The sequence below is a fragment of the Streptomyces sp. NPDC058401 genome (assembly GCF_042722885.1).
Classification (GTDB): domain Bacteria; phylum Actinomycetota; class Actinomycetes; order Streptomycetales; family Streptomycetaceae; genus Streptomyces.
This window is the reverse complement of the sequence record NZ_JBHXKA010000107.1, coordinates 1-12,104: the sequence shown is the minus strand read 5'-3', so window position 1 is coordinate 12,104 and position 12,104 is coordinate 1. Positions and strand designations below refer to the sequence as shown.

6 protein-coding genes and 1 tRNA gene are annotated in these 12,104 nt (G+C 73.7%); all 7 read right to left on the bottom strand.

Annotated elements, in window-relative coordinates; genetic code table 11:
* Nucleotides 1-16 precede the first annotated feature (16 nt).
* A tRNA-Thr gene (locus tag ACFWNV_RS29960) sits at nt 17-90 on the bottom strand.
* A gap of 105 nt (nt 91-195) precedes the next feature.
* Nucleotides 196-1,767, bottom strand: a complete 1,572-nt coding sequence (locus ACFWNV_RS29955; protein WP_383953079.1) for an alpha/beta fold hydrolase — start codon at nt 1,765-1,767, stop codon at nt 196-198.
* Nucleotides 1,768-1,943: 176 nt separating this feature from the next.
* Nucleotides 1,944-3,155 carry a DNA polymerase III subunit delta' gene (locus ACFWNV_RS29950; RefSeq protein WP_383953077.1) on the bottom strand — a complete coding sequence of 404 codons (1,212 nt, stop codon included), beginning with the start codon at nt 3,153-3,155 and terminating at the stop codon, nt 1,944-1,946.
* Between the two features lie 116 nt (nt 3,156-3,271).
* Nucleotides 3,272-6,547, bottom strand: a complete 3,276-nt coding sequence (gene tmk, locus ACFWNV_RS29945; protein WP_383953075.1) for a dTMP kinase — start codon at nt 6,545-6,547, stop codon at nt 3,272-3,274.
* 129 nt (nt 6,548-6,676) lie between these two features.
* Entirely contained in the window at nt 6,677-9,508 is a 2,832-nt protein-coding gene (gene topA, locus ACFWNV_RS29940; RefSeq protein ID WP_383953073.1) for a type I DNA topoisomerase, read from the bottom strand.
* A 425-nt stretch (nt 9,509-9,933) separates the two neighbouring features.
* Entirely contained in the window at nt 9,934-10,131 is a 198-nt protein-coding gene (locus tag ACFWNV_RS29935; protein WP_383953071.1) for a hypothetical protein, read from the bottom strand.
* A gap of 218 nt (nt 10,132-10,349) precedes the next feature.
* Nucleotides 10,350-11,909 carry a methyltransferase gene (locus ACFWNV_RS29930; RefSeq protein ID WP_383953069.1) on the bottom strand — a complete coding sequence of 520 codons (1,560 nt, stop codon included), beginning with the start codon at nt 11,907-11,909 and terminating at the stop codon, nt 10,350-10,352.
* Nucleotides 11,910-12,104 lie beyond the last annotated feature (195 nt).

Here is a 12,104-nt window from a genome sequence, read left to right as displayed (position 1 = left end):
CCTGGGGGTTCTACAGAGCCGCCTTCGGGATTCGAACCCGAGACCTACGCATTACGAGTGCGTTGCTCTGGCCAGCTGAGCTAAGGCGGCACCGCTGGGGAGACAAGAATTTCCCTGGTGGGAGGCTCTCATCAGCAGCGGCCCAAAGTCTACAGGGTTAAACGGGGTGCCCCGAACAGGGGTCTTCGGCGGGGGTCAGCACTTCGTGCGGTCCTGGGGAGCGGTGCCCTCCAGGAGGTAGCGGTTGATCGCCGAGTCGATGCATTCGCTGCCCCGGCCGTACGCCGTGTGGCCGTCGCCGTCGTAGGTCAGCAGGGTGCCCGAGTCGAGCTGGGCCGCCAGGGCCTCGGCCCACTTGTACGGGGTCGCCGGGTCGCGGGTGGTGCCGACGACCACGATCGGCGGGGCGCCCTTCGCGTGCAGGGCCTCGGCCGTGCCGGTGGCCTTCGTCGGCCAGTACGTGCAGTTCATCGAGGCCCAGGCCAGGCCCGCGCCGAAGACCGGGGAGGCCTTCTCGAAGGAGGGCAGGGCCTTCTCGACCGCATCGGGGCCGGTGAAGGCCGGGGGCTGGTCGAGGCAGTTGACGGCGGCGTTCGCCGACATGAGGTTGGCGTACTTGCCGTCCGACCCGCGCTCGTAATAGCTGTCGGCGAGGGCGAGCAGCCCGTCGCCGTCACCCTCCTTGATCGCGGACGACAGGGCCTCGCGCAGCTGCGGCCAGGAGTTCTCGTCGTACAGCGCGGCGATCACCCCGGTCGTCGCCAGCGACTCGCCGAGCGTGGTGCGCGACCGGTCGGACGTGGTGATCGGCTGGGCGTCGACCTTCCGGAAGAACTCCTTCAGGCGCTCCGCGACCTGTTCCGGGGTGCCCTGGCCGAGCGGGCAGTCCGGCTGCTTCGCGCAGTCCGCGGCGAAGGCACGGAAGGCGGTCTCGAAGCCCTCCGTCTGGTCCCGGTTCAGGTCGAGCGCGGGCCGGGAGGGGTCCATCGCCCCGTCCAGGACCAGCCGTCCGGTCCGGCCGGGGAAGAGGTCGGCGTACGTCGCCCCGAGGAAGGTGCCGTACGAGGCTCCGACGTAGTTGAGCTTCTCGTCGCCCAGCACCGCACGCAGGACGTCCATGTCGCGGGCCGCGTCGACCGTGGACACGTGCGGCAGGATCCGCTGCGAGTGCGCCTGGCAGGCGGCCGCGAACTCCTTGAAGGCGGCCACCAGCAGGGCCTGCTCCGCAGTCGAGTCCGGTGTCTGGTCCACCTGGGTGTACTTGTCCATGGCCGGGCCGTCCAGGCATTCCACGGGGCTGCTGCGGTCCACGCCGCGCGGGTCGAAGGAGACCATGTCGTACGCGGCGCGCACCGGGGCCGGGTAGCCGATGCCCGCGTACGCCTGGAGGTAGCCGATGCCGGAGCCGCCCGGGCCGCCCGGATTCACCACGAGCGACCCGAGCCGCTTGGCGGGGTCCGTGGCCTTGCGGCGGGACACCGCGATGTCGATGTCCCCGGCCCCGGGGTTCTCGTAGTCCAGCGGGACCTTCATGGTGGTGCAGTCGAAGCCGGGCACACCGCACTCGCGCCAGGTCAGCTTCTGGTCGTAGTACGGGCGCAGCGCGGCCGGGACGGCGGCCGGCTCGGCCGACGGCGCCTCCGGGGACCCGCCGGAGGACGCGGCGGCGCGGGGTGTTCCCGAACCGCCCGAGGTGCACCCGGAGAGCAGTAGCCCCGCAGCGGCGATCACGGTCCCGGTGGTGCGCAGCAGGCGACTGGTGTCCATTCCCGGAGCCTACGGCCTGCGGGCAGACGGGGGGCGGTACCACCCGCGCCGGGCGGCGGACGGCCGCCCGGGCACGGGGCGCCGCCCCGCACGGACCGGCGGCGTCTGCGGCCCGCCGCCCGGACCCCTCGAACGGGTGAGGCCGTCAACCTGAGTCCCAGCCGATGTCGCTCGGGTCAGCCCGCGCGCAGCGACATCGTCATCGCCTCGACGGCGAGCAGCGGGGCGACGTTGCGGTCCAGCGCCTGCCGGCACGCGATGATCGCCTCGATCCGCCGCAGCGTGCGCTCCGGGCCCGACTCCCGGGCGATCCGGTCCAGGTCGTGCCGTATCTCCTCGTTCGCGATGGCCAGGGCGGAGCCGAGCTGGAGGGCCAGTACGTCCCGGTAGAAGCCGGTGAGGTCGGTCAGGGCCAGGTCGAGGCTGTCGCGCTGCGTACGGGTGCGACGGCGCTTCTGCCGGTCCTCCAGCTCCTTCATCACGCCCGCCGTACCGCGCGGCATCCGCCCGCCCGTGCCCGCTCCGGCGCCGAGCGCGGCCCGCAGCTCCTCGGTCTCCTTGGTGTCGACCTCTTCCGCGACCTGCTTGGCGTCCTCCGCGGCGGCGTCGACCAGCTCCTGCGCGGCCTTCAGGCAGTCGCCCACGTCGGCCACGCGCAGCGGCATCCGCAGCACGGTGGCGCGCCGTGAGCGGGCCGCCTCGTCGGTGGCGAGCCGACGGGCCCGGCCGATGTGCCCCTGGGTCGCGCGGGCGGCCGCCTGCGCCACGGCCGGCTCGATGCCGTCGCGCCGCACCAGCACCTCGGCGACGGCGGACACCGGCGGGGTGCGCAGCGAGAGGTGCCGGCAGCGGGAACGGATGGTGGGCAGCACGTCCTCCAGCGAGGGGGCGCACAGCAGCCACACGGTCCGCGGGGCGGGCTCCTCCACGGCCTTGAGCAGGACGTTGCCCGCGCCTTCCGTCAGCCGGTCGGCGTCCTCCAGGACGATGACCTGCCAGCGTCCGACGGCCGGGGAGAGCTGCGCCCGGCGCACCAGGGCCCGGGTGTCCTTGACGCCGATGGACAGCTGGTCGGTACGGACGATCTCCACATCGGCGTGGGTACCGATCACGGTGGTGTGGCAGCCGTCGCAGAACCCGCAGCCCGGTTCCCCGCCGAGGGCGCGGTCCGGACTGGTGCACTGGAGGGCGGCCGCGAAGGCGCGGGCGGCCGTGGACCGCCCCGAGCCGGGCGGGCCGGTGAACAGCCAGGCGTGCGTCATCTTGGAGGCGGCCGGCGGCGGGGTCCGCGCTTCGATGGCGGTGACCAGGGCGTCGGCGTCGACCGCGGCGGCGGCGAGCTGCGTCTGGACCCGCTCCTGTCCCACCAGGTCGTCCCATACGGGCATCCCGCCCACCACCTTTCCTCGCGTGCCGTCCGCACCGTCCGTGCCGTCTGCTCACCCAGTGTGGCGGCTCCCACTGACAATCCCGGCCATCGGGCCGCCCGCACCGCCGCCTGCGGTCAGCGGCGGCTCGGCCCCCGGCCCTGGTCGTCCTCGTCGTCCCGGCGCCGTCCCAGCAGCTCGTCGGCCAGCGTGGGCAGATCGTCCAGCGGAGTCTCCTCCGCCCAGTCCGAGCGGGGCCTGCGCGGCCGGCCGTCCTCGGCGGGGAGCGGCAGTTCACGGGTCGCGTCGTTGCCCGAGTCACGGAAGATGCCCGGCGGGACCCGGTCGGCCGGGTTCTCCTCGGGGCGCTGGGCGGTCGGCCGCGACGCGGAGTACGAGGCCCGGGGCGCCGCCGGCCGCGTCGCCGCAGCCTCGCCGGTGCCGGTACCCGTGCCCGTGCCCGTGGGGCGTACGGGCGGCAGGACCGCCGTCTCGTCCGCCGGACCGGTCGCGCGTACGGGCGGCAGCACCGCCGTCTCGTCCGCCGGACCCGCCGCGGGACGGGCCGCCGCCGGATCGGCCTGCGGCACCGGGACCGTCTGGGTGACATCGTCCGGCTGCACGACCCGCTTGACGACCGGAGTCTCGATCGTGACGGCCTCGTCGTGGTGCGGCTCCTTGCGCAGGTCCGCCTTGGGCGCGGCAGCAGGGGCGGCAGCGGGCGCAGCCGCCGGGGCAGCCGCCGGGGCAGCCGGCACCGACGCCGAAGCAGCCGCCACCGAGGCGGCAGCAGCGGCAGCCGCGGCCGCAGCGGACCTCGCCGCCGCCTCGGCCGCCGAGGCCTCGGCCAGCCGCCGCGCCTCCTCGGCCTTCAGCAGGGCCTCCTCGGCCCGCCGCTGCTTCTCCAGCCGGCGCTCCTCGGCCTCGGCGTGCAGCCGGGCCTCCTCCTCCGCCTGCTTGCGCAGCCGCTCCTGCTCCACCGCGCGGGCCTTCTCCTCGGCCTCCAGCCGCAGCCGCTCGGCCTCGGCCCGTGCGCGGGCCTCCTCCTCGGCGCGCAGCCGGGCTTCCTCGGCCTTCCGGGCGGCCTCCGCCTCGGCGGCGATCCGGGCCTCCTCGGCCTCGCGGGCCTTGCGTGCCTCTTCCTCGGCCAGCAGCCGGGCTTCCTCCGCCTTCCGCGCGGCCTCTTCCTCGGCCTTGCGCTTGGCTTCCTCGATGGCGAGCCGGCGGGCCTCCGCCTGCGCGGCGACCTCGGCCTCCGACAGCGGGAGCATCCGGTCCAGCCGGTGGCGCACGACGGTGCTGACCGACTCCGGGTCCTGGCCCGCGTCGACCACCAGGTAGCGCCCGGGGTCGGCCGCGGCCAGGGTCAGGAATCCGGCGCGCACCCGCTGGTGGAACTCCGCGGGCTCCGACTCCAGCCGGTCCGGCGCCTCGGTGAACCGCTCCCGGGCCGTCTCCGGCGACACGTCGAGCAGCACGGTCAGGTTCGGTACGAGCCCGTCCGTGGCCCAGCGCGAGATGCGGGCGATCTCGGTCGGGGCCAGGTCCCGGCCGGCGCCCTGGTAGGCCACCGAGGAGTCGACGTAGCGGTCGGTGATGACCACCGCGCCGCGCTCCAGGGCGGGCCGTACGACGCTGTCCACGTGCTCGGCGCGGTCGGCCGCGTACAGCAGGGCCTCGGCGCGGTTCGACAGGCCCGCGGAGGACACGTCGAGCAGGATCGACCGCAGCCGCTTGCCGACCGGGGTGGCCCCGGGCTCGCGGGTGACGACGACCTCGTGGCCCTTGGCCCGTATCCAGTCGGCCATGGCCTGCACCTGGGTGGACTTGCCGGCGCCGTCGCCGCCCTCCAGGGCGATGAAGAACCCGGCGTCGGACGCGGCCTGCACCGGCTCACCGCCGCGCAGCGCCTCGCGCAGGTCTCGCCGCAGCGGTACGCCGCTGCGGTCGTCGGCCTTGGCCAGGACGATGACGGCGACCGGCAGCAGCAGGGCGCCGACCAGCATCAGGGTGAAGGCCGCGCCGCCGTGGGCGAAGACGACCTCGCCGGCGGCCAGCCGGTGCGGTCCGATCAGGGCGGCGAGCAGCGGGGCGGCCACGGCTCCGACGGCCACGGAGACCCGGACGACGGCCTGCAGGTGCTCGGTGACCCGGGCCCGGCGGAACTCCTCGGTCTCCTGGTCGAGCAGCGTGTGCCCGGTGTTCGCGGCGACGCCCGCGGCGGTACCCGCGAGCAGGGAGAGGAACACCACCGTCGAGGTGTCCGGAACCAGCCCGGTCAGCAGCAGCGACAGCCCGGCCACCCCGACGGCCAGCGCCAGCAGGCGGCGCCGGGACAGGGAGGGGAGCACCTTGCCGGCCTGGGTGGCGCGGATGCCGAGGGCGGTGCCGCCGAGCAGGGCCAGTACGAACAGCGAGAACGCGGCCGCTCCGCCCCCCAGGTCGGTGGCGTGCAGGACGGCCACGGCGGCGGCGGAGGCGACGGCCCCGGCGACGGCGGCGCAGACGAGGACGAGCAGCGGGATGGCTCCCGTGCGCCCCTTCTCCGGCCGGTCCCCCGCCTTGGGGGCGCGCAGGCCCTCCAGCGGGGAGCGCGGACGCGGGGTCTTCGTCGCGGGCAGCACCAGCGGGAGCAGCAGCGATACGGAGGCGGCGAACAGACCGGAGGCCACGTACGAGCCCAGGGCCGCCTGGTTCTCGGCGAACCAGCCGATGCCGAGGCCGAGGGCCTTGCCGATCAGCGTCGAGGCGAGCAGCGCGGCCGCGGCGACCGGCAGCGCGGCGAAGGCGGTGCGCAGGTTCAGCCGGCGCAGGGCGTCGAGGTGGTCGGGCAGCGGCCGTACGGTCGCCCCCTCCGGCGGCGGCGCCGGCAGCAGGCCGGGCGCGGCGCTGTCCTTGGCCAGCACCCACATCCGCTCGGCGGCGCCGGAGACGAAGACGGTGGCGAGCAGGGCGGTGAGCGCGTTCGGGCCGATCCAGTCGAGCCACAGCGGGGCCACGACGAAGAGGCCGAGCCGCAGTCCGTCGGCGCCGACCATCGTCCAGCGGCGGTCCAGCTTGCCGCCGGAGGCGGTGAGCTGCGACAGGGGCCCGAGGAGGACCGCGCCGAACAGGACGGTGGACAGCACGCGGACGCCGAAGACGGCGGCCACGGCGAGGGCCCAGCCGGTGTAACCACCGCCGAAGGACCCCTGGTCCACTGCTGCCTGGAAGACCAGGAGCACCAGGACCAGCAGGGCGAGGGCATCGCCGATGCCGCTCACCAACTGCGCGCTCCACAGACGGCGCAGCCCGGGGGTGCGCAGCAGGGCGCGCACCGCGCGCTCGCGGGAGTCCGCGGCGAGGGCTTCGTCGTAGGTGGGGGCGGTGTCGGCGGTGGCGGTCACGACCGTTGGCTGCTCGGCTCGCGTCATCCGCCCAGCCTATCCGCTGCGCTTGGCGGGTGCGGAGCCCTGTGGACAAGGTCCGGTGTGACCCCCGACCCACCGGAAAAAACAGGGCCCGTGCGCATCGCACGGGCCCTGTCTGTGGCTGATCGGCGCCTACTCGTCCGCCGCCGCGACCGCCTTCTTCGCGACCGCCTTCTTGGCCGTGGTCGCCTTCTTCGCGGTCGTCGTCTTCTTGGCCGCCGTCGTCTTCTTGGCGGCAGCGGTCTTCGTCGCCGTCGCCTTCGTCGCCGTCGCCTTCTTCGCCGGGGCCTTCTTCGCGGGAGCCTTCTTGGCCGTCTTCTTCACCGGACCCTTGGCACGCTTCTCCGCGAGCAGCTCGTAGCCCCGCTCCGGCGTGATGGTCTCGACGTCGTCGTCCCGCCGCAGCGTCGCGTTCGTCTCGCCGTCCGTCACGTACGGGCCGAACCGGCCGTCCTTGACGACCACCGGCTTCTCGCTGACCGGGTCGGTCCCCAGCTCCTTCAGCGGCGGCTTCGCAGCCGCACGCCCCCGCTGCTTCGGCTGCGCGTAGATCGCGAGCGCCTGCTCCAGGGTGATGGCGAAGAGCTGGTCCTCGGTCTCCAGCGACCGCGAGTCCGTGCCCTTCTTCAGGTACGGGCCGTAGCGGCCGTTCTGCGCGGTGATCTCCGCGCCCTCCGCGTCCACGCCCACGACCCGGGGAAGGGACATCAGACGCAGGGCGTCCTCGAGGGTGACCGTGTCCAGGCTCATCGACTGGAACAGCGAGGCCGTCCGCGGCTTCACCGCGTTCTTGCCCGTCTTCGGCGTGCCCTCGGGCAGGATCTCGGTCACGTACGGCCCGTAGCGACCGTCCTTCGCGACGATTTCGTTCCCGCTGATCGGGTCCTTGCCCAGCTCGAACTCGCCGCTCGGCTTCGCGAAGAGCTCCTCCGCGTACTCGACCGTCAGCTCGTCGGGGGCCATCTCCTCGGGGACGTCCGCCCGCTGGTGGCCCTCGGTGTCCTTCTCGCCGCGCTCCACGTACGGCCCGTAGCGGCCGACGCGCAGCACGATGCCCTCGCCGACGGGGAAGGAGGAGATCTCCCGGGCGTCGATCGCGCCCAGGTCGGTCACCAGCTCCTTCAGACCGCCGAGCGCGTCGCCGTCGGCCGGCACGACCTCGGTCGCGTCCTCCGCGCCGAAGTAGAAGCGCTTGAGCCACGGCACGGACTGGGCCTCGCCCCGCGCGATGCGGTCGAGGTCGTCCTCCATCTTGGCGGTGAAGTCGTAGTCGACGAGCCGGCCGAAGTGCGTCTCCAGCAGATTCACCACGGCGAACGACAGGAAGGACGGCACGAGCGCCGTGCCCTTCTTGAAGACGTACCCGCGGTCCAGGATCGTGCCGATGATCGACGCGTACGTCGACGGGCGGCCGATCTCCCGCTCTTCCAGCTCCTTGACCAGCGAGGCCTCGGTGTAGCGGGCCGGCGGCTTGGTCGAGTGGCCGTCGACCGTGACCTCCTCGGCCGACAGCGCGTCGCCCTCGGCGACCTGCGGAAGGCGCTTCTCCCGGTCGTCGAGCTCGGCGTTCGGGTCGTCCGCGCCCTCCACGTAGGCCTTCATGAAGCCGTGGAAGGTGATCGTCTTGCCGGAGGCCGAGAACTCGGCGTCGCGGCCGTCGGCCGAGCGGCCGCCGATCTTCACGGTCACCGAGTTGCCGACCGCGTCCTTCATCTGGGAGGCGACGGTGCGCTTCCAGATGAGCTCGTACAGGCGGAACTGGTCGCCGGTCAGACCGGTCTCGGCCGGGGTGCGGAAACGATCACCCGAAGGACGGATCGCCTCGTGCGCCTCCTGCGCGTTCTTGACCTTGCCCGCGTAGACGCGGGGCTTCTCCGGCAGGTACTCGGCCCCGTAGAGCTGCGTGACCTGCGCGCGCGCCGCCGACACCGCGGTGTCGGAGAGCGTCGTGGAGTCGGTACGCATATAGGTGATGAAGCCGTTCTCGTACAGCTTCTGCGCGACCTGCATCGTCGCCTTCGCACCGAAGCCGAGCTTGCGCGAGGCCTCCTGCTGGAGCGTCGTCGTACGGAACGGGGCGTACGGGGAGCGGCGGTACGGCTTGGACTCGACCGACCGGACGGCGAACGAGGTCTCCGTCAGTGCGGCGGCCAGCGCCCGTGCGTTCGCCTCGTCGAGGTGCAGCACCTCGCTCTTGAGCTGCCCGGTCGAACCGAAGTCGCGGCCCTGCGCCACGCGCTTGCCGTCCACCGTGTTCAGGCGGGCGACCAGCGTGGAGGGGTCGGAGGCGTCACCGGCGCGGCCGGTGGCGAAGGTGCCGGTCAGGTCCCAGTACTCGGCCGAGCGGAAGGCGATGCGCTCGCGCTCCTTCTCGACGACCATGCGGGTGGCCACCGACTGGACGCGGCCCGCCGACAGCTTCGGCATGACCTTCTTCCACAGGACCGGCGAGACCTCGTAGCCGTAGAGGCGGTCGAGGATGCGGCGGGTCTCCTGGGCGTCGACCATGCGCTGGTTGAGCTCGCGCGGGTTGGCGACGGCGTCGCGGATCGCGTCCTTGGTGATCTCGTGGAAGACCATCCGGTGGACGGGGACCTTGGGCTTGAGGACTTCCTGCAGGTGCCACGCGATGGCTTCGCCCTCGCGGTCCTCATCGGTGGCGAGGAAGAGTTCGTCGGACTCGGCCAGCAGCTCCTTGAGCTTCCTGACCTGGGCCTTCTTATCGGCGTTGACGACGTAGATCGGCGCGAAGTCGTGTTCGACGTCCACACCGAGACGGCGGACCTCACCGGTGTACTTGTCGGGAACCTCGGCCGCGCCACTCGGGAGGTCGCGGATGTGCCCGACGCTCGCCTCGACGACGTATCCGGGGCCGAGATAGCCCTTGATCGTCTTCGCCTTGGCAGGGGACTCGACGATGACGAGTCGGCGGCCGCCCTTTGCGGTCTCGCTAGTCGGGGACAACTTGGCTCTTCTCTCCGGTCGGCACTCGGTCGCAGTACGGCGACGCTGCGGAGTGTGACGGTACAACCCGCCCCCGTGTCAAACGGCAGAAGCCCGCAACGGCCACTCGAACGGTAACCCGACAAGTGCCATTTCTGCCGCCCGGATGCCGCGCCGGGCCCTCCGCACTCACCGGGCAGAGTGGCCGAAGGGCCGTCTGGCCCCGCCTCCGGACCCCTCCCCACGTCGCTCTTTGCCCCGTGAGTACGATCCTGCGCGCATTCCGGACGACCGGGCGAAACCCGGCGCGCCGCCGGAGCCTGGGCGACATCCGGCCGATCAGCCGGAGCCACGAACCGCAAGCCGCGCCCCGGCCGGCCCGAGGCGGCCACCACACCGGGGGCGACCCGCCCCGGCTCCACGGCCCCGGCCTCACCGATCCGGCGTCACAGCCGTCCGAGGCACCAGACCCCGAGGACCAGCGAGACCCCGCCGGAGAGCAGGGCCACAGGTACGGCCACGACGGGGCGCACGCCCTCGGCCACCGGCGCACCGCGCAGGGCGCGCGCCCCCGTCCACGCCAGCAGAGCGGCCCCGAACAGCAGGAACACGGCCGCCGCGAAGATCGCCGGGCCGTGCTCCATGCCGCTCACCTCATCCCCCGGGCCGCTCTCGGGATCCCCCCGGATCCCGCTGCACCGGAGGATTTCAGCCCCGGGGAGACGCCGGGCGAACCTGGGGTTACATCCTGGCTCCGCCTGCCCGAAGGCCCGGCTGACCCACCTGCCCGGCGGCCCGACGAGCTGGTGGGTCCGCCGCGGCGCGCCCCGCGCACCACCGCGCACCGCCGGAGCCGCCGCCCCTACTCCCCGGCCGCTCCCGCTTCCGTTTCCGCCCCGGTCACCGGTTCCAGGAACCCCTGCTCGACCAGCATCCGGATCGCCTCGGGCGTCCGGTCCCGCAGGACCACCGGGTCCTCCTCCACCAGCTGGGCGATGGCGTCCAGAATCCGCCCCGCGCTCAGTGATCCGTCACACACCCCGGCGAAGCCGGCCCCGACCGTGTCGACCTTGGTGGCGCGCCGCATGCCCCGGTTCTGCCGGAGCACGACGTGTTCCGGATCCTCCGCGCCGGGCGCGCCGACCTGCTCCTGCACGACCTCCGCGGTCAGCCGGAAGTAGCCCGTGAGCAGGGCCGCGTCATCGTGGTCGCGCAGGTAGTCCTGACGCGCGAAGTGGGCCAGGACGGCCTCCCCGAGCGGCTGTTCCACCGAGTGCGGCCACTCCTCGACCACGATCGACGGCTCCGCCGCGTCGCTGCGCCGCAGCGTGATCCAGCCGAAGCCGACCGCCTTGGTCTTGCGGGCTTCGAACTCGTCCAGCCAGTCCTCGTACCGCTGTTCGTACTCGGCCGGATCGGTGCGGTGGTCGCCGGCGTCGCGCAGCCACAGCTCCGCGTACTGCGTCACGTCCTGCACGTCGCGCTGCACGATCCAGGCGTCGCAGCCGCGCGGCACCCAGGCCCGCACCCGGTCGTGCCAGTCCTCGCCGTCCACGTGCTGCCAGTTGCCCAGGAACTGCGCGAATCCGCCCGGGTTGAGCCGGGCTCCGGCCTCCTGGACCAGGGTCCGGCACAGGTCGTCGCCGCCCATCCCGCCGTCCCGGTACGTCAGCCGGGCTCCCGGGGAGATCACGAAGGGCGGATTCGACACGATCAGGTCGTACGTGGCTTCGCCGACCGGCTCGAACAGCGAACCGGCGAGCAGTTCCGCCTCGGGGGCCCCCGACAGCGCCAGCGTCAACCGGGTGAATTCCAGGGCCCGCGGGTTGACATCGGTCGCCGTGACCCGGGTCGCGTGCTGGGCGGCGTGCAGCGCCTGGATGCCGGATCCGGTGCCGACGTCGAGGGCCGAGCCGACCGGCGTGCGGATGGTGATCCCGGCCAGCGTCGTGGAGGCGCCGCCGACACCGAGGACCACGCCCTCCTCGCGGTGGCCGATCCCACCGGCCCCGCCGACGGCGCAGCCGAGGTCCGAGACGATGAACCAGTCCTCGCCGTCCGGCCCGCCGTACGGGCGCACGTCCACGGTGGCGTGCAGTTCGTCGCCCTCGCGCCGCAGCCAGCCGTCGGCCATCGCCGCGTCGACGGGCAGGGCGGCCGCGGCGTGCACGTACGGCACCGGCTGCCGCAGCAGGAACAGCCGGATCAGGCTCGCGAGGGGCCCGTCGCCGCTGCTGCGCGTGGCGCGCAGGGCGGGGACCGTCTCGCTGCGGGCCAGCGCGGCGTACGCCGGGGCACCGAGCAGGTCGAGCAGCCCGTCGGCGGTGAAGCCCGCGGCGAGGAACGCGGCGCGGAGCTCGGCCGCGCGGGCCGACGAGGGGAGGCGGGCGGGCAGACCGGGGGGAAGGCTGGTGGTACTCACCCGCCCATTGTGGCCGCTGCGGCCGCCATTGCCCGCGCCACACGGCCTTCGGCGTGGGCGGCCGCCGGCGCCGCGAGCTCCCGCCCGGCGGGACGCACCCCGGGACGGGCCCCGCCGGGGCGCAGCTCCGTAAGGCCGGACCCTGCCCCGGACCCCGACCGCGACCCCGATACCACCCCGGTCCGCCCCCGGACA

Coding starts and splice junctions, on each gene's coding strand:
- tmk (WP_383953075.1), bottom strand. CDS start 6,547: ATGACGCGAGCCGAGCAGCCAACGGTCGTGACCGCCACCGCCGACACC.
- ACFWNV_RS29935 (WP_383953071.1), bottom strand. CDS start 10,131: ATGGAGCACGGCCCGGCGATCTTCGCGGCGGCCGTGTTCCTGCTGTTC.
- ACFWNV_RS29955 (WP_383953079.1), bottom strand. CDS start 1,767: ATGGACACCAGTCGCCTGCTGCGCACCACCGGGACCGTGATCGCCGCT.
- ACFWNV_RS29950 (WP_383953077.1), bottom strand. CDS start 3,155: ATGCCCGTATGGGACGACCTGGTGGGACAGGAGCGGGTCCAGACGCAG.